The organism is Hydrotalea sp. AMD, assembly GCF_004100315.1.
Classification (GTDB): domain Bacteria; phylum Bacteroidota; class Bacteroidia; order Chitinophagales; family Chitinophagaceae; genus Hydrotalea; species Hydrotalea flava.
This window is the reverse complement of the sequence record NZ_SCKY01000004.1, coordinates 166,486-191,739: the sequence shown is the minus strand read 5'-3', so window position 1 is coordinate 191,739 and position 25,254 is coordinate 166,486. Positions and strand designations below refer to the sequence as shown.

Below are 25,254 nucleotides of genomic sequence, written 5' to 3'. Positions count from 1 at the left end.
CATCCAACGTTTACAATAATTTGAAATATATTTATATTTATGCAACTGCTTTTTTTACCAAAGCAGCAGCTTCGCTTAATTCAATGGCAGATTGAACTTTCAGTCCGCTTTCATCAATTAATTTTTTGGCTTCTGCCGCATTGGTTCCCTGTAAGCGAACAATAATGGGAATATGAATATTGCCTAATTTGTTATAAGCCTCAATTACTCCGGCAGCAACCCGATCACAGCGAACAATGCCACCAAAAATATTGATAAGAATGGCTTTTACATTGGGATCTTTCATGATGATTTTGAACCCAGCCTCAACGGTTTGGGCATTGGCAGTTCCACCTACATCTAAAAAGTTGGCAGGTTCACCACCGCTTAATTTAATCATATCCATGGTAGCCATCGCCAATCCGGCCCCGTTTACCATGCAACCAACGTTGCCATCTAATTTTACAAAATTTAAGTTGTATTGGCCGGCTTCTACTTCTGTAGGATCTTCTTCTGTAATGTCGCGTAAGGCCGCTAAATCTGAATGGCGCATTAAAGCATTATCATCCAAATTCATTTTACAATCTACCGCAATTATTTTATCATCGCTGGTTTTGAAGAGTGGATTAATTTCTAGCATGGAACATTCCAATCCCACATATGCATTGTATAAATTGGTTACAAATTTTACGCAATTTTTAAATGCTTCGCCGGTTAAACCAAAATTGAAGGCAATTTTTCTGGCCTGAAAAGGAAGTAATCCACCGGAAGGATGCACCCATTCTTTAAATATTTTTTCCGGAGTTTTGTGGGCTACTTCTTCAATATCAACACCGCCTTCGGTGCTGTACATAATTACATTTTGACCTTTTGCACGATCTAACAAAACCGATAAATAAAATTCCTTTACAGGATTGGGGCCCGGATAGTAAACATCTTGAGCAACAAAAATTTTATTCACTTTTTTTCCTACAGGTCCTGTTTGTATGGTAACCAATGTACCACCTAAAATATTTTTGGCAATATTGGTAATATCTTCTGCACTCTTGACAACGGCAACTCCTCTTTGCTCAGAGCCTACAATTTTTCCTTTTCCGCGACCGCCGGCATGTATTTGCGCTTTAACAACCGCAAAATTGTTATTGGTTTGTGTTTTAATTTGTCTGTATGCTTCTTCAGCAGCCATTACTGTATCTACCGCCATACCGTCTTGAACGGGTACATTGTATTTTTTTAATAATTCTTTCGCCTGAAATTCATGTAAATTCATACGTAACTATTTAGGATGCGAAGTTAAGGTTTTTGTAGTGCTTATACTGGTATTTATGGTATTAAAAAAATATTTACTGTAAGTATTTTTCTTCTAAAACCCGCTGATGATGGAGCAAATGCCCAAAAATGATAAAGCCGATGGCATTTACAGTTAGGGGATAATTATTAGCAGTTCCCGATAATGAGAGCGTTGGCTCCGGCAGTGATTGTAAAAAATAATCGGTTGATTGCCTGAGTGCAATAAATTCATCCAACAAATTTTTTAAACTTCTGTTATTGGCAATCGCTCTTTCAGCGTACCATTGCTCATCAAAGCCGGGTAAATTTTTGTTGTCTGATCTTGCAAAGGTGAGCATGCGATACGCCATAATACGTTCTGTATCTATAATATGTTGCAGGATGTCTTTCGGTGTCCATTTGCCTGGAGCATAAATAAAATTTTCTTTCTCCTTCGGAATACCTGAAAAGAACTGAATAATGGAATGGCTGAATGTTGTAACCAGTTCTTTCAGGTTATTGCAACCTGCTGTTTGTTGAATGTAATCTTCATAATAAGATGGATATTCTCCGGGGAGTGGTCTGCTCATATACGATGATTGTAGGGTTAATAATATCTTTATTTCAGTTGCGTAGCGGTTTTTTTATCGGCACTCGATTTTTCTGCAGCCCATTTCCTTCCCAAATCTTCTGCTTGTTTTACTGCATGGGCAGCATTGATAATACCCCCACTTTTTGAAAGAGCTGCAAAAGGAATGGTTTGTTGTGTTCCGGGCTTAAAATCGGCCAGTGTGCTATCAGGATGCAGAACAGAAGCCATGATAATTTGTTTTACTTCTACTGCAGTTAAATTCGGAAAATAAGATCGAATCATTGCAGCAAGACCGGTTACAATAGGAGCTGCCATGCTGGTTCCCCGTAAATTGCCGTATTCATTTTTTTTGGGTAAGGTGGAATATATTTTTACACCCGGGGCAAATACATCTACTTCTTTGCCTCCATAGTTACTAAAATCTGCAGCCATACCCTGACCCATTGACGGGTCGTTGCTGGCGCCTACTGTAATAAAATTATTGGCTGTACTGTTTTGAAATAGAAAATGAGGATTGGGATAATTTTCTTTTGTATCTATATCTGCCGATTCATTCCCGGCAGCATGCACAATTAAAACATCTTTTTGCTCGGCATATTTTACGGCGCTATCTACCCAATATTTCTGGGGCGAATAAGATTTTCCAAAACTCATATTGATTACTTTGGCTCCATTATTTACAGCATAAAAAATGCCTAAGGCAATATCTTTATCGTATTCATCCCCATCGGGAACAACTCTTACCATCATTACTTTTACATTGTCTGCAACGCCATCCATGCCAATGCCATTGTTGCGCTGTGCAGCAATAATGCCGGTTACATGCGTGCCATGCATAGGGTCTGGGCCCATTACATCTGCATTGCCATAATATTTATCCTGAATATTGTTATAATTGTCTTGAACTATTTTGCTACGGTAATTAATGGGTGGTGTATCTTTTTCATTGAGTGCATCCTGTTTCCCTTCAATATAATCGTTTAATTCGCTGATTACTGCTGTATTCTTTTCATCGGGATCAATTCCCACCATTTTCATTAAAGTAAGATACCCGAATTTGGCTTTTTTTCCTTCAGGCGTAGTAGGTTCAAAGCTTTCTAACTGGGCACAATTGTATACTTTAGTGCCCATTTCTTTTTGTATTAAAGAATCGTGTTTTTTGATAGAGTTCAGGGTGATGTTTAAAAAAGCAATTTCCATCTGATCGTCGTTGCCTTTATTCATTTCATCGGCTGCCATTTTCCAAATTCGGTATTCGTATTTGTCTTTTTGACTGAATTGGGTAGTGTCAATATTCTTGCCTGAAAATTTATTTTTAAACTGATAAAATACTCTGGATCGTTCATCTCCGGCTTTTTTTAAATTTTCTCCATTTTTATTTCCTAGAAAATTCCATCCATACACATCGTCTACATATCCATTGTGGTCGTCATCAATGCCATTGCCAGGAATTTCTTTGGGGTTATGCCATAAAATGCCTTTCAGGTCTTCATGGGTGGTATCTACACCAGAATCTAAAACAGCTACAATAACGGGCGTTGATTTGATGTGATTGGCTTTCAGGTATTGATAAGCTTCATTTAAACTAATGCCATAGTATTTGTCTTTTGTTGCATCCATCAAATGCCAGCCTTCAGGTACATTGCGCATTTGTGCAGGAGCTGTGGAATGGATAAAAATAGATACTAATAAAGCGAAGCAATAACGTTTGTTCATTGGGGTGCATTTTAAGCGATACAGTAGAAATGAAAGGCAATAATTTGTTTACAATTGGGTAACTACCATTAGCAAATGTCTGATTATCCCTGCAATAAAGGCAACAGTACAATGCGATTTAGCTAAATGTTAAGTAAAAAGCTGCATTTACAGTTTTTTATAATCTTCTCTTTCCGGATAAAATACATCCAGTAAGCTACAATCGGTAATGGCTAAACCGGCATGTGGTACATTAGGTGGAACGACCATTACTTCGCCCGGCTGTAAGGTATATTCAATTCCATCAACAGTTAGTTGAAAAGTACCTTGTAATACATGCGCAATTTGCTGGTGCGGATGGTGATGCAGGCCTAATTTACTGCCGGCAGTAACCTGTAAATACGAAAATGTATTGGTTCCGGTATGTATGAACTGTGCTTTATAACCCGGAACAATTTCTTTAACAGGCAGTTCGGCTACATGAATAAGTGGCATAATTATTATAATTCAAAAGTAATGCCCTGTGCTAAAGGCAAATGGGTTCCCCAGTTAATGGTATTGGTTTGTCGGCGCATATAGGCTTTCCAGGCATCGCTTCCGCTTTCTCTGCCACTTCCGGTTTCTTTTTCTCCACCAAAAGCCCCGCCTATTTCAGCACCACTGGTACCAATATTTACATTGGCTATGCCGCAATCGCTGCCGGCATATGATAAAAAGGCTTCTGCTTCACGCAGGTTTAAAGTCATGATTGCAGAAGATAAGCCTTGTGGTACGTTGTTTTGTATAGCAATGGCATCTTCTAAATTGGTATAAGGCATGATGTACAAAATAGGAGCAAAGGTTTCCTGTTGAACAATGGGCATACCAGGTTGTACCTCGGCTACACAGGGTTTTACATAACAACCACTTTCGTATCCAGTACCTTCTACTACACCTCCTGGCACTGCAAACTTCCCGCCTTGTTGTATACATTGGTCAATAGCATGTAAATAATGTTGTACAGCAGCTTTGTCAATTAAGGGTCCTACATGATTTTCGGGTTGCAATGGATTGCCAATTTTAAGTTGCTGGTAAGCTGCAACAAGTTTGGCTTTAAATGTTTCATATACTGATTCGTGAATAATTAATCTACGCGTTGTTGTGCAACGTTGGCCGGCTGTGCCAACGGCGCCGAAAAGGCAGCCGCGTAAAGCCATATCTAAATCTGCGTGTTGCGAAATAATAATGGCATTATTGCCTCCTAATTCAAGAATTGATTTTCCGAGCCTTGCTGCTATGGCTGTACTCAAAGCTTTTCCCATTCTGGTAGAGCCTGTGGCACTGATTAAAGGAATTCTGGTATCATGGCTCATCCATTCTCCAACAGTTTTATCACCTTGTATCAAACAACTTACGCCTTCTGGTACATGATTTTTTGCAAAAACTTCAGCCACTATTTTTTGAACGGCAATGCTGCAAAGCGGTGTTTTTTCACTTGGTTTCCAAATGCAAACATTTCCACATACCCAGGCAACGGCGGTATTCCAACTCCATACAGCCACCGGGAAATTAAAAGAGGAAATAATTCCCACCATACCCAGCGGATGCCATTGTTCATACATACGGTGGTTAGGCCGTTCACTGTGCATGGTTAAGCCATATAACTGGCGTGATAAGCCAATGGCAAAATCGCAGATATCAATCATTTCCTGCACTTCACCCAAGCCTTCCTGCAGACTTTTTCCCATTTCATAACTCACTAATTTGCCTAAATTTTCTTTATTTAATCTTATTGCATCACCAATTTGGCGAACTACATCGCCTCTTTTAGGTGCCGGCCAGTTACGCCAAATTTTAAATGCTGCAGCGGCTTTATGCACAACAGCTTCATAAGCTTCTTTGTCGGTGCTAATTACAGCAGCAATTGAAGCGCCATTAACAGGTGTAAAGCTTTCTATTTCAGCACCATAACTTTTTATCCATTCTGAACCGGTCGATGTACCCGGATTGGTTTTTTCTATATGCAGCAATCTGATAAAGTCCATGATAAATATTTAAGGACTGCAAGGTAAGATAAATGTAAAAATAAAAAAGGTATTGCCCGGATTGTGATCAATCAGCAATACCTTTTCAATGTAACCCTGCATGAAAATAAAACAGTTTGAAACGAATGTAAAATTCGAAGCAACTTTAATAAATTTATGATTTGATAGGTGAATGGGAAGAAAATATCGGAGAACTTATTGTAGCTGACGGCTCAATAATAAATCATATACATCTGAATAGCTACTGCCAATGGGTATTTCTTTACCGGCTACTAAAATTTTATTTTTATTGAATTTGTCAACTTTGCTAATGGGTACAATATAGGAGCGATGTACCCTCACAAATTCTTTGTTTGGAAGTTTTTCCTGCATACTTTTTAAGGTCATTAAAGTTAATACAGGGTAGGGTTTTATGTGAATTTTGATATAATCATCCAACGCTTCAATTAATTCAATATCCTTCAAATTAATTTTCATCATTTCATAATTCACCTTTACATAAATAGAATTTAATTGTAGTTCCTGAGAAGATAAAAATTCCTGATATTCTTTTGCTTTGTAAGCTGCTTTTAGAAAGCGATTATAATCAAAGGGCTTTAATAAATAATCAATTGCATCTACATTAAACCCTTCTACAGCAAAATCTTTAAAGGCGGTGGTAAAAATTACCAATGGCTTATTGGTTAAATTTTTATATAACTGCAATCCGTTGATATCGGGCATTTGAATATCCAAAAACAACAAATCCATTTTATTTTCTGACAAATATTGTATAGCATCATTCGGATTGGTAAAAATGTTTTCTAACTGTAGGAATGGTATTTTTTCGCAGTATTGAGAAATAATTTGGAGTGCCAGGGGTTCATCATCGATAGCAATACATTTCATATGCATATATTTTTGATGTTGAATATTTGTATTTTCAAATGAAAATTTAATTGTTTTAAACTATGGTTAGATAGCTAAAAAATGTTTAAACAACCTGCACGAGTGTTAATTCTACACTAAATATATTTTTTTCATTTTTTATTTTCAACTCATGTTTGGCCGGATAAAGTAAGGTAAGTCTTCTTTCCACATTTTTTATTCCAATTCCTGTTGTTTCTGTAAGCGAATTACCTGCATTAGAAACAATGGAATTTTTGACAGAAAAAATAATAGTATTGTTCTGAATGGCAATATTAATATGAATAAATGACGGCTCAATTGTGCTTACCCCATATTTAAATGCATTTTCTACAAATGGAATAAAAATAAGGGGGGCAACACGTTGATTACTGATATTGCCATCTACTGTAAAGGTTAATGCTACATTCTGTGTAAGTCTGACTTTCTGCAAATCAATATAATCGTTCAAAAAATCAATTTCATTTTGCAGAGGTACCCAATCGTTTTTAGTTTCGGCTAAAATATAACGCATTATGGCCGAAAGCTTTAATATGGCAGAAGGTGTTTGATCGCTTCCTGTAATGGCTAATGAATAAATATTGTTGAGTGTATTAAAAAAGAAATGGGGATTAATTTGTGATTTGAGAAACGAAAGTTCTGTTTGCAACATCTCTTTCTCAATTTTTTCTTTGGTACGCTCTACCTTTAGCCATTGCTGCAGTACAGAAATGCTGGTACCTACGGCAAATACCAGTAAAAAAACCGCATAACTTCCTGGAAAATATCTGCCGGATCTTCTTTTTGGGATAGGTGGTGGTGCGGATGCTTTTTTATTGTTGCCTGCTTTATACCCTGCTCCATGTTGTTGCAACATAACCGAGTCAGCTTTTTTAAAATCATTTCTAAACTCATTTCTGATTTTTGTTTCAGTGGTATTGTTCATCCACAAAGCCAATTGCCGTGGCAAATATAAAAATCCATACATACATATCGCAATTACCAGAACGTAAGGTATCCATTGCTTATTAAATAGCAGGTTGGGTATAAATAACAAAGTGTTTAAATAATAAAATACCAGCAAAAAAAGGTTGATGGTGATAAACAGTGTAATGATATAACGACTAACTTGTTGGGGAATATCTTTTGGCTGCGGAGCAAAAATATAGGGAAGCATGAAAAATGAAATCCATGCAACAATATGTATTAGAACAATAATGAATTTTTTTGAACCCGTTTGCATACAGTTGGTTGCTTTATATAAAGCTAATCAGTAGTTTTAGTCTGTTCATTTTTTTTCGGGTGAAATATTCAATCTGTCGGTAAAAATTTAATAAGACTCATTTTTGTTTGGAAAATCATTGGTTTTTACATCCTGGATATATTGCTGAACTGCCTGTGTAATTTGCTCATGTAAATTGAGGTACTGCCTTAAGAAACGTGGTTTAAATTCTGTATTAATGCCCAGCATATCGTGCATTACCAATACCTGCCCATCGCAGTGAGGGCCTGCACCAATGCCAATGGTAGGAATTTGAACAGATTGTGTTACTGTTTTGGCTAATTGGGCCGGTATTTTTTCTAATACAATGCCAAAACAACCGGCCTGTTGCAATAGCAATACATCATTTTTCAGTTTTTCTGCTTCTTCATTTTGAGTAGCCCTGACTGCATAGGTGCCAAACTGGTAAATGCTTTGCGGGGTTAAACCTAAATGCCCCATTACCGGAATACCTGCTTTTACAATTCTTTGAATACTTTCAAGCACTTCTTCACCGCCTTCTAATTTTATGGCATGGGCGCCGGTTTCTTTCATAATTCTAATGGCTGAAGCCAAAGCAATATCACTATTAGACTGGTAGGTTCCAAAAGGAAGATCTACCACAACCAACGAACGGCGCACTGCCCTGATAACGGAGGCTGCATGATAAATCATTTGATCAAGTGTTATAGGCAATGTAGTTTCATGACCGGCCATTACATTGCTGGCACTGTCGCCTACCAATATTACATCTATTCCTGCTGCATCAAAAATGCCTGCAAATGAATAATCGTAAGCAGTAAGCATGGATATTTTTTCTCCACCGGCTTTCATTTTTTGTAAAGTGTGGGTGGTTATTTTTTTTATTTCTTTTTGAAGAGACATGATGATTGATTTTTTCTATTTTACAGAAATAAGAACATGTATTTATTTTGAAGCCTGTGTAAGCCCTTCATATAAGCTTTGAATTAACCCATCGGCCAATCCAATTTTGGGAACATAAATTTCATTAATGCCTCCCCAGCGCATTACATTGGTGTAGATCTGTAGAGCCGGAACAATTACGTCTGCGCGGTCTTCGCGTAGTTTATATATTCTGATTCTTTCTTCTAGGCTCACATTTGATAATTCTTTGTAATAATCTTTCAGTAAGTCTATTGATAATGGTTTTCCTTCTTTCTTTTTGCTTAGTGAGAATATTTTATTAATATTACCACCACTACCAATGGCTATAATTGGTAAAGCCGATTTGGTATTGGTCTTCAGGTGTTCTTTCATTTCTAACCAGGTATTATCTGCCACCAGTCCTTTTAATAAACGGATGGTGCCTATATTGAAAGATTCCTTGTACTTTAATTTTCCTTCTGCAAAAAATGTAAGTTCAGTGCTGCCGCCGCCAACATCAATATACAGGTAAGCGTGCTGTGTGTCTAAATTTTCTGCAATATGATTTTCGAATATCATGGTAGCTTCTTCATCGCCGGTAAGGATTTTGATTTCAATTCCGGTTTCTAACTTTACTTTTCTGATGATATCGCTGCTGTTTTTAGAATCACGCATGGCACTGGTTGCACAGGCTTTTATGTGTTGTACCTCATAAACATTGAGCAGATGGCTGTATGCCTTCATGGTTTGTAAAATCATTCCGCATTTGTGTTTTGAAATCTCAGCATTTTCAAAAACATCAAACCCCAGTCGCAAAGGCACCCGTACTAAATTTACTTTGTTAAATTGAACTTTTCCTTTGAATTCAATAACATCTGCTATTAATAGCCTTGCTGCATTACTGCCAATATCAATTGCTGCTAATCTCAATTTGTTGTTGTGTTTTTTTATACAGGTAAAAATAGGTTTCTATTTGAGAACGGATTTGTTTTTTCCCTGAATGGGGAACATAATTATTGGATAATTCACTGTCTAATATCCGTGCTTTTACATTGTCTGAAAGTTGAATGTTGATGATATCAATAATTTCCTGCCGAAGTTTTACATTCAATACGGGTATTGCCACTTCTACACGATGGTCTAAATTTCTTACCATCCAGTCTGCTGATGATATATATATTTTAGGATTGCCCTCATTTTGAAATATCATTACTCTGGCATGTTCTAAATATTCATCTACAATGCTAATGGCGCTTGCATTTTTACGCATTTTACCAAAATCCATTTGTGCACAGAATATTCCTCTTACTATTAGTTGAATGGGTACACCTGCGGCAGCTGCATCGTACAATTTTTCAATGAGTGGGGCATCACTTAACGAATTTAGTTTTAGTGTAATGCCTGCTTTTTTACCTGCTTTGGCATTTTTAATTTCTTTATTAATAAGGGCATTAATTTCGTTGCGCATATTGGTAGGGCATACCATTAATGTTTTGCACAATTTTAAATTGCCGGTACCCAATTTCCAAAATTCAAGGTACCTGAAAATACGGTTAATATCTGCCATTACATTTCTGTTGGTAGTAAATAAGCATATATCACCATACACTTTGGCGGTATCTTCATTCAAATTGCCGGTGCTTACAAACCCATATTGTATAATTTTATGTTTCACTCTTTTTTTGATGATGCATAATTTGGCATGTATTTTCATGCGTGGAACGCCTAACAGTACTTTGATTCCTTCTTCTTCTTCCAAAACTTTTTTCCATTCTAAGTTGGCCTCTTCATCAAATCGTGCTTTTAATTCCAGCATTACTACCACTTCTTTTCCGTTGCGTGCTGCATTGATGAGTGCATTAATGATTTTAGATGTTGGTGCCAGTCTGTAGGCAGTTACTTTTATTGATTTTACATCCGGATCAATAGCAGCTTCACGCAATAAATCGATTACTGCGTTAAATGAGTGATAGGGAAAATGCAACATTAAATCTTGCTTTAGAATAACATCTGTAATACGTTGTGCATGCTGCAAATCAGGATGTGTAAAGGGTTTCCGGCGTTCGGTAGTGTGATGAAATACATCCGGGAAATCCATAAAATGCCTGAAATTATGGATTCGACCACCAGGTATAATATTACTTTTTCTGTTGAGGTTCAGGCGTCTAATCAGATATTCTAATAATCCGGCATCCATTTCTTTATCATACACAAATCTTACGGGCTTGCCCTTGCGTCGGTTTTTTAAACCTTTTTCAATTTTTTCAACAAAGGTGGTAGATACATCATTGTCAATATCTATCTCAGCATCTTTGGTAACTTTAAATACATGTGCACTAAAATAGTCATATTCAAAATATGAAAAAATATTCGGCAAATTAGCCCGAATCACATCTTCCAATAACATAATGTGACTTTCTTCCTCTTTTGAGGGTAGTAAAACAAAACGCCCTACTGCTTTTGCAGGTATTTCAATTAACGCATATTTTTGCTGATAAGCCGAATTTTTTTTTCGCATTACTACCCCTAGGTAAATGCTTTTATCACGCAGATAGGGCATTTGCGGCAAACTTTCAATCATTAAAGGAATTACATTTACCCGAACGGTATTATCGAAATAATTTTTAACAAAAGCCAATTGTTCTTTTGTTAAATGAGATTCATCTACCAAAAAAATTTTTTCTCTTTTTAATTCTTCCAGAATTGCATCCCATATTCGGTTAAACTCATTTTGTTGTTGCAATACAATGGTGTGTATTTCATCCAAAATTTTTTGTGGATGCTCTTCCATGTGCATATTGAGTAACTTGCGTTTGGCACTAAATTCTACCATTCTTTTTAAAGTGGCCACCCTTACTCTGAAAAACTCATCTGTATTGTTTGAAAATATACCTAAAAAACGGATACGTTGTTTTAATGAAACGGTAGGGTCGTTAGCTTCCTGTAATACACGTGCATTGAAACTTAACCAGCTAATATCTCTTTGAATGAATTTTTTCTTCGACATGGATGAACGGATAGTTTATTCAAAGATACAGAAGCCTGTTTTTCTTTAAAGGTTTCTTCTATATTGTTACCCTTCAATTTAAAAAATAACCGAATACCTTTTAATGCTTGTAAATCGCTATCTTTTTTTGCGATAATTATAAATATTATTTGCTTTTTGCATTAACTGCAAAAGCTCTTGCTCTGAAGTATTGGCAGGATTAATAGCAGTTTGTGCCAAATTAATGGTATCTTGAAAAGTATAGTTTTTTACAAATTTCGATTGCCTGAGTAATGAACCAAACACCACAATAGAAGTAGCTAATTTTATTTGCGGAGGCGCATCATTAAATGCAATAGGGTGGTAGGGTAATTGAAAGCTTTGCGTAATTTTTTGAGTATGTTTAGGCAATTGAAAGGTTAGGTTTAAAGAGCCTGCTAATGTTTCTGTTGTATGAATGGTTTCTGCAGGTACAATTTCAAACACTGCCATCATGTTATGCCCACTGCCAACTTCGCCACCTTCTAATAAACTGGTGGTATCAACAATTGCCGTTTTTTTATTATCGAAGCCAATTAATCTGTATTTCTTAATTACAGCCGGATTAAATTGTATATTGGCATACGCGTTTACTGCCACCGCATACATGGTTTTGGTAAATTCTTTTATTAGAATTTTTTCGGCTTCGTGTATATTGTCTATGTAAGCAAAATTGCCATTGCCTTTTTTGGCTAAAACTTCCAGTTTGCTGTCTTTATAATTGCCCATGCCAACACCGAGGCAGGTTAAAAATATGCCCGATTGTTTTTGAAAAGTAACTAAGTTCTCCAATTCCTGTTCGGTAGTTTGCCCAACATTAAAATCACCGTCGGTAGCTAATATAATCCGGTTATTACCATTGGGTATAAAATTGGTTTTAGCAATGCTGTAAGCGGTTCTGATAGCGTTTTCGCCGGGTGTATCGCCATCGGCATACAATGAATCAATAATATTATTGATTTTTTGTTTGTTATTGCCTGAGGTGGTTGATAATGCAACATGAACGCCTCCGCCATAAGTAACAATCGACACTTTATCTTCTACTCTTAGATTTTCTATCAATAATTTAAAAGCCGATTGCAGTAAGGGTAACTTGGTGGGGTGGTCCATTGAGCCCGATACATCAATTAATAAAACTAAGTTGTTGGGTGGAATGTTATCCAGATTAATTTTAGGTGCCTGCAATTGAACAAACAATAAAAAATTTTTATCATTCCAGGGGCAGCCGGTTATGGTAGATGCTGCACTAAAACTACTGCTGTCTTTGGGTTTAGGAAAATTGGTTCTTCTTAAATCAAAGTAATTCAACATTTCTTCAATACGAACGGCATTTGATGGAACATACATGCCATTATTGATAAAACGGCGGATATTACTGTAGGAAGCTTTATCAATATTTAGTGAAAAACCTGTTTCAGGATATAGCCTGGCATTTACAAACTGATTTTCTATTAATGAACTGTAGCTTTCACCTAAAGTAGAAAAATAAGATTCGCCGTTATCTTCCAGATTGATGGTTCTGGAACTCAATTTATTGGCATAAAGGCTGGCCGTTTCAGGCAGCATTTTCAGTATAAATTCATTAAATACTTTTGTATTTACTTCCTTTTTATACACTTCATATCCATCATAAAAAACGGTAATGGTATCTTGCGGATAAGGGCATAATATGCCAAATGCACCAAAATTGCCACTGTAAAACGGCATATTCCCTTTCGAGGCTAAAAATATTTTAGCCCTTTCTAATTGCCTTCCTTTTTCATCTTTTATTTCGCCACGTAAAAAATACTGGCTAAATGAAGGAATGGCAAAGCATAAAAATATACATACCGGCAGGCAATGCTTCATGAGTTGTTGGTGAATAGGAATCTTAAAGATAAAAGATTCTTATCATTCCAAATAAAATTAATGATTTGCTTCTATTAAAAATGGGCAGAACTATTCCACCAACTGATAAATAGCACCCAAATTTCTGCCAAAACCATCATAATCTAACCCATAACCTACCACAAACTTGTTGGGAATGGAGAAGCAGCAATAATTAACCGGAACGGGATATTCTGTTGCTTCGGGTTTGTGCAATAACACTGCAATTTCTAAAGAGGCAGGTTGCTGGTTATAAATTTGGGGTAAAAAACTATGAAGGGTTTTTCCGGTATCAATAATATCTTCCAGAATAATGACATGCCGGTTGGTGATGGAAACATCCAGACCAATTGAAGTGATAACATTGCCGGTTGATTTGGTGCCTTTGTAGGAGGCTAATTTAATAAAACAAATTTCCGCCTCAATGGGTAATGCTTTAAATACATCTGCAGCAAACATAAAAGCCCCATTTAAAATGCAAATAAAAAGGGGTTTTTTATCCTGATAATTGGAAGCTAATTGCTCAGCCAATGCTATCACTTTTGTATGAATGGCAGCTGCATCTATAAAAGGTACAAAATGTTTGTCTAATACCTGAATTGTATTGGCCATGTGCATTGTATTATTTAGCGAGATGTAGTACTGCTGTTTTCAGGAGCAATAGTAGTATATTTTGGAGATGCCGGAGCCAGAAAGCGCAAATAAATTTTTTCTTCCGGTAGTGGCTGCATATTTTTTTGCAATTTGTTAAATTGAAGCAGGTATTCCATTCTAATGCCTTCCTGTTGGCAGATGTTGTATAAGGTTTCTGTATTTTTTACAATATGAAAATCTTTATCGCCCTTCTTCATTTTCTTCTCTAAAAAAATGAGTTGACCGGCTTGCAGAATATTTTCATCTTCCAAATCATTGTACTCTAATAAGCGGCTTAAGTTAATTTGATACTGATTGGCAATGGATAATAAGGCTGTGCCTTTTTTTGCATAGACAACTTTCAGGTGATTGATGGTAAATATTCCTTCGGGATAAACCGTTTCAGGTTCAGCAACTGATTTGGTATTGGCCGATGCAACCGGGGTGTTGGTTTGCATAACAGCTTTTGCAGGGGAAGCTGCCGGCTCGGGTGTGGTGGGCATTGTAGCTTTCACTTCTTTATCGTTATTGAATGTGGCAGTACTTTGTTGGGCAAAATTGGCCTGTTGTTCTTTTCCTTTTGTCAGTGCCATTACACTGTATTCGTTCAAATTATAACGGTTAATCAGCTCAATTAATCGTTGGGCATAATCTTTTTCAGTAGCATAGCCGGCTTTTTTTAAGCCATAAGCCCAATTGGTATAATCGGTTGGGTTTAATGCAAACAAGTTTTGATAATTAGACCTTGATTTTAGAAAATTAGAATGGTCCTGAAAAGAGGCGGCTGCATTTGGGTAGCTTCTGAAACATTCGTGCCTGGCATCATCATCATGAAAAACCCGATCGCCGGTCCAGTCGTTTTTACATTTAATACCAAAATGATTGTTCGATTTTTTGCAAAGGTCACTCTCTCCATTTGATGATTCTAAAATGCCCTGAGCCAGCGTAATGGAAGCCGGTACGCCGGTTCTAATCATTTCCTGCATGGCAATATCTTTATATTGGTTAATATATGCCAGGGTTTTATCCGATTGTGCAATGGCTGCATGGAGCCCAAAAAACAAAAATAAACAACTCAAAAACTTCATTTTTTATCGCTTTCTAATTAGTAAAAGTCCGTCTCTAACTGTCAGTAAAACCTGATGGGTTCTAACATCATTGGCTACCCATTCATTAAAAGCATGAATGGCGCTTGCATTTTTTCCTTTAATGGGTTCTTCTAAAACCTGACCGTGAAACAGCACATTGTCTGCAATAATTACACCATTTTTTTTCAATTTGGGTAATACCAGCTCATAATATTGAATATAACCGGTTTTATCGGCATCGATAAAAACAAGATCCCATTCAAAAGGAAGGGTTGGAATAATGTCTAAAGCATTTCCGATGTGCAAATGTATTTGTTTTGCCAATGGCGATTTGATAAAATTTTGTTGTGCAGTTGCTGCATCTCCTGCTCTTAACTCAATGGTATGCAATTCGCCATCTTTTGTTAATCCTTCCGCCAAACACAAAGCACTGTATCCGGTAAAAGCTCCAATTTCTAAAACGTATTTTGGCCGGATGATATTACTTAGAAAGGATAATAATTGTCCCTGCACGCTGTTGCTCATCATGTGTGCATGCGGATGCAACTCATTGGTTTGTGCATAAATTCGCTGCAAATGTTCATTTTGAACAGAGGTAAATTTTTCTGCATATTTTTCTGCTAACGGATTCAATAATTCCATACGATTATTTTTGTTGTTTAACGGCCGGTTTCGCAATTAGCCATAAGCCTAAATAGGTTAATAATCCGTTGATAAGCAATAGCTCAATTCCAATTTTAAAGCCGCCGGTAAGATTAGGTATCAGTTTTTCTAAAAAATAACCCAATACTGGTGCTATAAGGCATACAAAAGTAATGGCATAACTTTCTTTCAATATTTTTTTACTGAAAATACCAAAAGCAAATAATCCAAGCAGTGGGCCGTAGGTATAACCGGCCAAATCTAATATTACGTTGATGATGGATTTGCTGTTAATTATTTTAAAAACAAAAATGCAAATCAGAAAAATAATTGTGAAAGTTAAGTGTACGTTTTGTCTGATTTTTTTTTGCTGATTTTCTGCAAGTTGGCCTCTTCTGATGCCCAATATATCAATACAAAATGAAGAAGTAAGCGCAGTTAAAGCACCATCTGCACTGGGAAATAATGCTGAAATAAGTCCGATAATAAAAATCATGCTCACTGCTTTAGGTAAATAGTGCAAAGCAATGGTGGGAAATAAGTCATCTCCGGTATAATTTAATCCGTTTTGTGCAGCAAATAAATACAACAAGCCCCCTAACAATAGAAACAAAAAGTTAACTAATACAATAATGACACTAAAACTGAGCATATTGGTTTGAGCACCTTTCAGTGTTTTTACGCTAATGTTTTTTTGCATCATTTCCTGGTCTAAACCTGTCATAGCAATGGTAATAAATGCGCCACCAATTATTTGTTTTAAAAAGAAGCCTTTACTATTGATATCGGTATTAAAAAAATGGGTATAACCTTTTAGTTGAAGTTGTTGAATGGTTCCTGAAAAAGAAAGTTGTAAATGGTGCATAATATAAAGTACACAAACCACTAAACCTATCAACATAAAGCTGGTTTGCAGGGTATCTGTAAATACAATAGTTTTTACGCCTCCTTCAAATGTGTACAATAAAATCATTATTAAAATAACGATGCTGGTTAACCAGAATGGAATACCCATTTGGTCTAATATAAATATTTGCAATACATTAATTACAAGGTATAATCTTGCGGTGGCGCCTACCGTTCTGGAAATTATAAAGAATAAGGCGCCTGTTTTGTAGGCAATAAAACCAAAACGGTTTTGCAGGTAGTTGTAAATTGAAGTAAGTTGTAATTTATAATAAAGCGGCATTAAAACAAATGCAACAACAATATACCCCAATAAGTAGCCAAATACTACCTGCATATAATAAAACCCATTGGTACTAACTGTTCCGGGTACGCTTACAAAAGTTACACCGCTTAGCGATGTGCCAATCATTCCAAAAGCCACCAGCATCCAGTTACTATTTCTGTTGCCTATGAAAAATGAATCATTAGTACTATTTTTTCCGGTATACCAGGCTACGGCTAATAATATTATAAAGTAGGCAACAACAAAACTTAATAAGAGTAAGGGTGGCATAAGCGCAACTTTCAATGAATAATTCAACACAATATCATAAATATTTTACAGTGCTTTATTCATACTTTTAATAAAGGCAATTAATATTGTGCTTAAAATAATAAAGATGCAATATAAAAAGATAGCTGTGTTTTGCGGAAGTAAAAATGGGAATAATGCAATTTTTGTAGAACATGCACGGCAACTGGGCAGTTTAATGGCTTCAAAAAATATGGATTTGGTGTATGGAGGTGGCAATGTGGGCTTAATGGGCGCAGTGGCCAATGCGGTATTGGAAAATGGCGGCAAAGTTACCGGTGTTATTCCCGAACTTTTGGTGGAACAGGAGCGGCAGCACTTGGGTTTAACCGAATTGAAAGTAGTGGACAACATGCATACCCGTAAAAAAATGATGTACGAGTTATGTGATGCAGCCATTGTGTTACCTGGTGGTAATGGCACAATGGATGAATTGTTTGAAATGCTTACCTGGAATAATTTACGGATTCACGATAAAAAAATAATCCTGCTAAACTCAGCAGGATATTATCATGCATTGATAGCGCATTTACAAAATATGCAGCATTATGGATTTTTATATGAAAACTGGGATAGCTTTTTATACCAGTTTGCTACTCCTTCAGAAATTATTGCTTTTTTGGATGGAGATAAAAATTAAAACCTGCTCTTATAATAGGTAAAGCGGTACTGGTTACACCATTGTAACTTCTGTAAGGTGAATAGGGACTGTTTAATACATCTACCATAATGACCGTATAAAATGTGCTTTGTCCAATAATGCGTTGTGCATAACCCACACCGGCTAAAAAGCTGGAAGCATTGGTGTTAAAACTGGTAGCCTGATTATTGGTCATATTGAGGTAATTGTATTTAATCCAGTTTTGTTCAAATTGCCCCTGAAGAAACAATTGTTTAATGGGAAAAATTCGCACAAATGGTCCGCCACCGTAATTAAAGCTTCTTTGTCTGATATCATTATTGTAATAAGGATCTGCTTTAATGGATTGATAATTGAGGTTAATAGAAACACCAGCATCTAACCACTCATTGAACGAGTAGCCAATTTCGGGTGTACCACCAATATTAAAACTATAGGTGCCAAAACCCAGTGACAAACCTCCTCCAATAAACATGTTTTGTTTCTGAAAGCCTGTGCCGGCGGGGGCATTTGTGCTACTGGTATAAGGCGAATTAGAATAAGTAGGAGGTATTTGCCTTTGTTGTGCTTTTAACGACAAGCTGCTGCCCAAAGCCACTGTAAAAAATGCCATCAATAAGAAAGTTTTTTTCATACCTGTGTTTTTATGGAAATGAATTGGATGGTTTTAAAAATTATACAATACAAACCTAAGTGCTTAATGCATATCAAAAATTTTTCCGGGGTTTAAAATATTGTTAGGATCAAATATTTTTTTGATAGAGCGCATTATTTGCAAATTCGCTTCCTGCATTACCAATGGCATGTATTTTTTTTGAATTAAACCTATACCATGCTCGCCGCTAATGGTGCCACCTAATTTTTTTACTAAAATAAACAAATCTGCCAATGCTTTTTGAATATGCGGTTGATTAAAGCTGGTAGTGGTATTCGGATCTTTTATTCTGATATGCAAATTACCATCACCGGCATGGCCATAACAAACGGCTTTAAAACCATATTGCTGTGCCAATTGTTTCACACCCAAAATTAAATCGGGCAAAAATGCTCTGGGCACAACACTATCCTCTTCAATGGTATATCCATCTAATTTCACAGCTTCAGCTACACGGCGCCTTAATTTCCAAAGCTCATTTTTTTGTGCTTCATCTTCTGCAAAAAATAAATCGCCTACTTCAAAATTTTCTAAAAGCAGTGCAATAGCTTCCATTTCCTGCATTAAAATGTCTTTGTGATTGCCGTCTAATTCAATCAGTAAATGTGCAGCAATGGCATCATTTACCGGAATTGCATGACTATTCATCATTGTACTTACTATTTTTAGTGCATCAATTTCTACCAATTCAAGTCCGCTGGGTACAAAACCTGCTCTAAAAATAGCACTTACCGCTTCACCTGCTTTTTGTAAATTGTTGAAAGCTGCCAGCATTAAAACATCATATTTGGGCAAGGGAATTAATTTTAATACAATTTTGGTAACAATTCCTAAAGTACCTTCACTTCCTACCATTAACTGGGTAAGGTTATAGCCGGTTGAATTTTTTAACACATTGGCACCGGTTTCAATAATGGTACCATCTGGCAGAACAACCTCCAGATTCAATACATAATCTTTCACTACACCATATTTTACAGCTTTGGGTCCGCCACTGTTTTCGGCAATATTTCCCCCAATAAAACAACTGCCTTTGCTGCTGGGGTCGGGCGGATAAAATAAACCCTTCTCTTTTACTGCATTTTGTAGTACCTCGGTAATTACACCCGGTTCGGTAGTTACCTGTAAATTTTGCTCATCAATAGATATGATTTTATTGAATTTTTCTAAACTTAATACTACGCCACCTTTGTGTGGAATAGCGCCACCGCTTAAACCGGTTCCGGCCCCCCTGGGGGTAACCGGGATGCAATTTTGATGGCATAAAGTCATAATTGCGGCAACTTCTGCAGTATTTTTGGGCTTTACAACTATTTCAGGCGTTTGTTGTATGGTTTCCGTTTCATCGTGCCCGTATTTAAATAGGTCTGCTTCATTTACAATATAATTTTCATTGCCTACAATCTGAATTAATGTTTCAATCATTTCAGGGGTCATCATTTACAAAATGGTTTTATAAAAAAGTAGTAAAGGTAAATTCAAATGCAGATAATTCCCCTTTTTAAACTGGATAATCATTTTAACCGGGATAAAAAAGTATGTAGAAATGCAAAAAATAAATAACTTTTTATTTTTCGAATGCTGTAAAAGAAATAACGGTTTTAATCAGGTGCATGTAAATTCTACTTTAGTTTATTTAAAAAATAATTGTTATTACTGAAAACAATTAAATTTTTTTAAAAGTGTAATGGATACACGTTGTTTGTTAAACTGGAATGCATGACTATATCTTTGTAAAACTAACAAATGATTGTTTGTATGATTGCCACAATGAACCAATCGCTATTGCCTGAACAGTTAAGCACACTTGGTTTTTCACTTAATTTACAAATACATTATCAACTTTCAACGAAAGCATTGACCGAACAAACACTCTTAAGATCGGAAGGTGTTTTAAATAATACGGGTGCGTTGTGTGTGGAAACTGGAAAATTTACCGGAAGAAGTCCTTTAGACAGGTTTATAGTAAAAGACAGTTTAACCGAACATACCGTTGACTGGAATAATTTTAATATTCCTTTTGATGCCGAAAAATTTGATGCATTAAAGCAAAAGCTAATTGATTATTGTAACCATCAAAAAAGTTTGTGGGTTAGAGATGCTTTTGCCTGTGCACATCCCGACTATCGCATCAAAATCAGAGTTATCAATGAAAACCCGTGGAGTAATTTATTTGCTTATAATATGTTTATTCGGCCAAGTGCTGAGGAGTTGCATGAATTTGAGCCCGATTGGCACATTATTCAAGCACCTAATTTTTTGGCTAATCCCGCAACAGATGGCACCCGACAAGGCAATTTTGCTATTATTTCTTTTACCGAAAAAACCATTATAATTGGCGGAACGGCATATACCGGTGAAATAAAAAAAGGAATTTTTACTGTTTTGAATTTTTTATTGCCTTTACAGCATCAAACCCTGAGTATGCATTGTAGTGCAAATGTGGGTGATGAAGAGGATGTTGCTTTATTTTTTGGTTTAAGCGGTACCGGCAAAACAACATTGAGTGCAGGTGCAAGCAGAAAATTAATAGGGGATGATGAGCACGGTTGGGATGCCAACAGTGTATTTAATTTTGAAGGCGGTTGTTATGCAAAATGTATAGATTTGGATGCAGCCAAAGAACCAGAAATTTTTAAGGCCATTCAACCTGGCGCTTTAGTGGAAAACATTGTATTTTATCCAAATACCAATCAAATCAATTTTTCAGATAAATCCATTACAGAAAACACAAGGGTAAGTTATCCATTACATTATATCAGCAATGCCTTAGTACCTTCTTTTGCCGGTATTCCCCAAAACATTTTCTTTTTAACCTGCGATGCTTATGGTGTATTACCACCTATCAGTAAATTAAGTACCGAACAGGCCATGTACCAGTTTATTAGCGGCTATACCGCAAAAGTAGCCGGTACCGAAGCAGGCGTAACAGAGCCAAAAGCTACCTTCAGTGCTTGTTTTGGAGCGCCGTTTATGCCCTTGCATCCAGGTAAATATGCTGCATTGTTGGGTAACAAAATTAAAAAACATGGAGTTAAAGTTTGGTTGGTAAATACAGGCTGGACCGGTGGTGGTTATGGCGTGGGTAAACGAATGAATTTGCAGTATACCCGTGCCATGGTTGGTGCTGCATTGTCTGGAAAACTCAATCATGTAGAATTTGAAACGCATTCGGTTTTTGGCGTTCAAATTCCTAAAACCTGCCCCGGTGTTCCGGTTCAGTTATTACATCCCAGATACACCTGGAGTGATAGGAATGCTTATGATAAGGCAGCACATCAACTATCTGCATTGTTTAATCAAAATTTCGAAAAATACAAATCAGGTGTTCCTCAGGATATTGTTTGTGCCGCACCCAAAACTACTGCCTGATTTTAAATTTTGGTCTCTTCGATTGCTCTGGCAAATGAGAAAATCCCGTTGTTTCTGCGGGATTTTTTGTGTAGGATAATTATTTACAATTGATTTAAAATAATCCAAATAATGTAGCATCTATTTTGCTGATAATTTCACCCAAATGTTCTTCGTTTTCAGCAAATTTATTTTTATCGCAGTCAACAATTAAAATAGGACCTTCTTTATAATTATCGGCAAATTGTTTATAATAATCGTTTAGTTTTTTCAAATAATCTAAGCGAATATTGTCTTCATATTCCCGGCCTCTTTTTTGAATTTGAGCTACTAAGGTAGGCACTGATGCTTTTAAATAAATGAGCAGATCGGGTGGTTGAATCATGCTTTTGAGGGTTTGAAAAAAAGTATAATAATTTTCAAAATCTCTTTTAGGCATTAAACCCATATCGTGCAAATTGGGTGCAAAAATAGTAGCATCTTCATAAATGGTTCTGTCCTGAATTACGGTTTCGGTACCTCTTTGAATATCTAATAACTGATTCAGGCGGCTGTTTAAAAAATAAATTTGCAGGTTAAAGCTCCAGCGTGGCATATCTTCATAAAAATCCATCAAATAAGGATTGTGGTCCACGTCTTCAAATTGCGGAATCCATTTGTAATGCTTGCTCAGCATTTCAGTAAGTGTTGTTTTTCCTGCACCAATATTGCCGGCTACTGCAATATGTTTTGGTTTTTTTATTTTAGCCATTTATAGTAAAATATTTTAATTAGAAATGGATTGCTGTTTATCGGTGAATGTAATAAATAATTAGCAAGTAGTGCTTGTTTTTAATAAATCATTCTAATTGCTTTTCTTACTTCCTGAAGTGTGGCATGGGCACTTTCCCTGGCCTTTTCAGCCCCTTGTTTCATGATTTGGTGTAAAAGAATTTTATCATTTTGTATAGCTGCTGCTTTTTCTCTGATAGGTTGTATAAAGGCTACCATATCTTCAGCCAGTTGCTTTTTAAAATCGCCATAGCGTATGTTGCATTGTTTATAATCTTCATTAAATGTATCATACACTTCTGCTTTACTGACTATTTTCATCAAGGTAAATAAATTTTTAATATAGTCAGGCTTCAATGAATTGGGAACAGTAGGTCCGCTGTCTGTTTTCGCCTTCATGATTTTTTTGCGAATAATGTCATCTTCATCTGCTAAAAAAATGGTGGCCATTTGGTTTTCGCTTTTACTCATTTTCCCATTTCCATCTAAGCTCATTATTTTAATCAGGTTATCACCAAAATTAAAAGCATGGGGTTCAGGAAAAATATGGCCATACCTGAAATTAAAACGTTCGGCAAAATTGCGGGCCATCTCTAAATGTTGTTCCTGATCTTTGCCAACAGGCACTTTAACAGCTCTGTGTATCAATATATCTGCAGCCATTAAAACAGGATAGGTTAATAACCCTGCATTGATATTATCGGGTTGCAGTTTGGCTTTATCTTTAAAAGTAGTTGTTTTTTCCAATTCACCTTTATAAGCCAACATGTTCAGGTACAAATAGAGCTCTGCAATTTCAGGCACATCACTTTGTACATACAATGCTACTTTTTCGGGGTCTAATCCACAGGCTACATTTTCTGCAATTACTCTGTACACACTTTCCTGAAGGGCTTTCGTATCGGGATGGGTAGTTAGGCTATGCCAGTTGGCTACAAAAAAATAACAATTATAGGTATCCTGCATTTTTACATAATTACGCATGGCACCAAAATAGTTGCCCAAATGCAAGTATCCGGTGGGGCGTATACCGCTTAACACTGTTTCTTTTTTCATAGCGGCGAAGATAATTTAAGTAACCTGTTTGTACATTCCTGCCTTCGTTTTTTTTCTAAGCAATAGCAATTTTTATGTATTAAGTGCCTTTAGTCAGAAATAACCATAAAGAAATACCGATACCAGATACAATTAGAATACCAAAACTTATCCATATTTTTTTTCGAAGAAGTGGCGCACCCAATACAATGGTATACAACATTTTTAAAATATTATTGCTGACAATAGCATTTAAAACCGCTAATACAATCACGCCTTCACTTATCACCATTCTGCCCTGAAACAGATTTAAAATAAAGGGGTCAATATCTGTTACACCTACAACCAATGCCAAAACATTTAACCCACTATTGCCAAACACACGAAATACAAAGCTGGTTAAAAGCGAAAACAGCATGAATAATGCAGCGAAAACCAATGCTGTTTTAAATTCTAATGGATTGCCCTTGGTGGTTAGAAAGGTAGTCGTTTTATTTACTTTCTGTTCCCGATGTAACCATAACAATCCTGCAATGATGATAGATGTTACCAATATAAAAAATAAAAAATAAGGTAATAGTGCAAATGCAATGGTGCTGTTAAAAATATAGGCAATTATAAATAACCTGATGTACATCATGAGCGTTGCTAATAATATACCTGGTAAAATAGTACTGTCATCGGGGTTTTCCCTGTTTTTTCTGGCCAGAATAACGGTTGTGGCGGTGCTGCTATACAAGCCGCCTAATATTGCGGTGATGATAATTCCTGCGTTGGGGAATATAAATTTTTTAACCAAATAGCTGGCATAAGAAATACTGGATATGACTACAACAGCCAGCCAGATTTGATAAGGAGAAACTGCAATAGATACTGAAATAGGCTGTGCGGGTAATAAAGGAAGTATAACACCTGTTAAAACTAAAAATTTAGCTAAAACAATAAATTCATCTTCATCAAATAATTTTGAAAAAGCAAACAAACTTTTTTTAGCTTCTGTAATTACTAAAGTTAGAATTACAATGCTAAATGTTAGCCAGAGTGGTTGCGTATAAACAAGAGGCGCCAGTGTGTAAGTAATTAATGCAATCAGAATAGTGGTTAATCCAAACTTCTTTTCTGTACTAATTTTTTGAAAATAATAAATACCCAGTAAGAGCATATTAAAGCAAGCCCCAATAATGAATGTATATAATTGCTGCTTATCAATTATATACAAAATGTAACCCAGAATGCCTAATAGTGTAAATGTTCTGTCGGTACCAAATAAATTTTCAAATGGTTCATTGATGTGGTACCGCCGCTGTTCTAAACCAATGATGAATGCAAATACCACTACCAGTATAAACATTTGTAAATCATTTGGAACGTAATGCAACAGTGATTGAAACATAAGGGGTATATGAAAAATTAGTAAGGCAAATTTTGATGGGTTAAGATAATGAAAAAACAGAAAAGTAATTTTTGTTTTAAAAAGC

At 36.2% G+C, this 25,254-nt stretch carries 22 protein-coding genes; 2 read left to right on the top strand and 20 right to left on the bottom strand.

Features of this window, described 5'->3' with window-relative positions; translation table 11 throughout:
- Positions 1-37 precede the first annotated feature (37 nt).
- The 15 genes from sucC to EO766_RS03780 all read right to left on the bottom strand — a co-directional run bounded on the left by sucC (position 38) and on the right by EO766_RS03780 (position 17,306).
- Positions 38-1,249, bottom strand: coding sequence for an ADP-forming succinate--CoA ligase subunit beta (gene sucC, locus EO766_RS03850; protein ID WP_074420843.1), 1,212 nt, complete (start codon positions 1,247-1,249; stop codon positions 38-40).
- Between the two features lie 73 nt (positions 1,250-1,322).
- Positions 1,323-1,838, bottom strand: coding sequence for a DinB family protein (locus EO766_RS03845; protein WP_074420844.1), 516 nt, complete (start codon positions 1,836-1,838; stop codon positions 1,323-1,325).
- Between the two features lie 29 nt (positions 1,839-1,867).
- Positions 1,868-3,556 carry a S8 family peptidase gene (locus EO766_RS03840; protein WP_074420845.1) on the bottom strand — a complete coding sequence of 563 codons (1,689 nt, stop codon included), beginning with the start codon at positions 3,554-3,556 and terminating at the stop codon, positions 1,868-1,870.
- Positions 3,557-3,703: 147 nt separating this feature from the next.
- Positions 3,704-4,030: a cupin domain-containing protein gene (locus EO766_RS03835; protein ID WP_068241480.1), complete on the bottom strand. Its 327-nt coding sequence runs from the start codon at positions 4,028-4,030 to the stop codon at positions 3,704-3,706.
- A 5-nt stretch (positions 4,031-4,035) separates the two neighbouring features.
- Entirely contained in the window at positions 4,036-5,559 is a 1,524-nt protein-coding gene (gene amaB, locus EO766_RS03830) for an L-piperidine-6-carboxylate dehydrogenase (protein ID WP_074420579.1), read from the bottom strand.
- Positions 5,560-5,754: 195 nt separating this feature from the next.
- Positions 5,755-6,447, bottom strand: a complete 693-nt coding sequence (locus EO766_RS03825) for a LytR/AlgR family response regulator transcription factor (RefSeq protein WP_081301369.1) — start codon at positions 6,445-6,447, stop codon at positions 5,755-5,757.
- Positions 6,448-6,532: 85 nt separating this feature from the next.
- Positions 6,533-7,687: a sensor histidine kinase gene (locus EO766_RS03820; protein ID WP_074420847.1), complete on the bottom strand. Its 1,155-nt coding sequence runs from the start codon at positions 7,685-7,687 to the stop codon at positions 6,533-6,535.
- Positions 7,688-7,774: 87 nt separating this feature from the next.
- A complete protein-coding gene (gene panB, locus EO766_RS03815; RefSeq protein ID WP_074420573.1) occupies positions 7,775-8,590 on the bottom strand; it encodes a 3-methyl-2-oxobutanoate hydroxymethyltransferase in 816 nt (271 codons plus the stop codon).
- A gap of 42 nt (positions 8,591-8,632) precedes the next feature.
- Positions 8,633-9,520, bottom strand: a complete 888-nt coding sequence (locus EO766_RS03810) for a Ppx/GppA phosphatase family protein (protein WP_074420848.1) — start codon at positions 9,518-9,520, stop codon at positions 8,633-8,635.
- Positions 9,501-11,597 (bottom strand): polyphosphate kinase 1, encoded by a 2,097-nt coding sequence (ppk1, locus tag EO766_RS03805; protein ID WP_074420849.1) that lies wholly within the window; start codon positions 11,595-11,597, stop codon positions 9,501-9,503. Before ppk1 ends, EO766_RS03810 begins: the two co-directional genes overlap by 20 nt.
- Before the next feature lie 117 nt (positions 11,598-11,714).
- The gene (locus tag EO766_RS03800) at positions 11,715-13,463 is read right to left on the bottom strand and encodes a vWA domain-containing protein (protein ID WP_074420850.1); all 1,749 of its coding nucleotides are present in this window, start codon (positions 13,461-13,463) and stop codon (positions 11,715-11,717) included.
- Between the two features lie 90 nt (positions 13,464-13,553).
- A complete protein-coding gene (gene hpt, locus EO766_RS03795; protein ID WP_074420851.1) occupies positions 13,554-14,093 on the bottom strand; it encodes a hypoxanthine phosphoribosyltransferase in 540 nt (179 codons plus the stop codon).
- A 14-nt stretch (positions 14,094-14,107) separates the two neighbouring features.
- Positions 14,108-15,193 (bottom strand): glucosaminidase domain-containing protein, encoded by a 1,086-nt coding sequence (locus tag EO766_RS03790; protein WP_218836924.1) that lies wholly within the window; start codon positions 15,191-15,193, stop codon positions 14,108-14,110.
- A gap of 12 nt (positions 15,194-15,205) precedes the next feature.
- Positions 15,206-15,844 (bottom strand): O-methyltransferase, encoded by a 639-nt coding sequence (locus tag EO766_RS03785; RefSeq protein ID WP_218330312.1) that lies wholly within the window; start codon positions 15,842-15,844, stop codon positions 15,206-15,208.
- Positions 15,845-15,848: 4 nt separating this feature from the next.
- Positions 15,849-17,306 (bottom strand): sodium:solute symporter, encoded by a 1,458-nt coding sequence (locus tag EO766_RS03780; RefSeq protein ID WP_287100685.1) that lies wholly within the window; start codon positions 17,304-17,306, stop codon positions 15,849-15,851.
- Positions 17,307-17,412: 106 nt separating this feature from the next.
- On the opposite strand from EO766_RS03780, the gene EO766_RS03775 reads away from it, so the two are divergent.
- On the top strand, positions 17,413-17,964 hold the full coding sequence (locus tag EO766_RS03775; RefSeq protein WP_218330314.1) for an LOG family protein: 552 nt from the start codon (positions 17,413-17,415) through the stop codon (positions 17,962-17,964).
- Here the strand turns inward: EO766_RS03775 and EO766_RS03770 are convergent.
- A complete protein-coding gene (locus tag EO766_RS03770; RefSeq protein ID WP_218330315.1) occupies positions 17,933-18,598 on the bottom strand; it encodes a hypothetical protein in 666 nt (221 codons plus the stop codon). The genes EO766_RS03775 and EO766_RS03770 overlap by 32 nt on opposite strands.
- A 63-nt stretch (positions 18,599-18,661) precedes the next feature.
- The gene (locus EO766_RS03765) at positions 18,662-20,059 is read right to left on the bottom strand and encodes an FAD-binding oxidoreductase (protein ID WP_287100683.1); all 1,398 of its coding nucleotides are present in this window, start codon (positions 20,057-20,059) and stop codon (positions 18,662-18,664) included.
- 318 nt (positions 20,060-20,377) lie between these two features.
- Here EO766_RS03765 and pckA point away from each other — a divergent pair, with 318 nt between their 5' ends.
- Complete coding sequence (pckA, locus tag EO766_RS03760) at positions 20,378-21,991, top strand: phosphoenolpyruvate carboxykinase (ATP) (RefSeq protein WP_287100682.1); 1,614 nt, start codon at positions 20,378-20,380, stop codon at positions 21,989-21,991.
- A 94-nt stretch (positions 21,992-22,085) separates the two neighbouring features.
- Here pckA and EO766_RS03755 read toward each other — a convergent pair whose 3' ends face one another.
- The 3 genes from EO766_RS03755 to EO766_RS03745 all read right to left on the bottom strand — a co-directional run bounded on the left by EO766_RS03755 (position 22,086) and on the right by EO766_RS03745 (position 25,169).
- Entirely contained in the window at positions 22,086-22,721 is a 636-nt protein-coding gene (locus EO766_RS03755; RefSeq protein WP_068241453.1) for a deoxynucleoside kinase, read from the bottom strand.
- An 80-nt stretch (positions 22,722-22,801) separates the two neighbouring features.
- Positions 22,802-23,797, bottom strand: a complete 996-nt coding sequence (trpS, locus tag EO766_RS03750; RefSeq protein WP_074417740.1) for a tryptophan--tRNA ligase — start codon at positions 23,795-23,797, stop codon at positions 22,802-22,804.
- A gap of 79 nt (positions 23,798-23,876) precedes the next feature.
- Positions 23,877-25,169 (bottom strand): MgtC/SapB family protein, encoded by a 1,293-nt coding sequence (locus EO766_RS03745; protein WP_074421045.1) that lies wholly within the window; start codon positions 25,167-25,169, stop codon positions 23,877-23,879.
- Positions 25,170-25,254 lie beyond the last annotated feature (85 nt).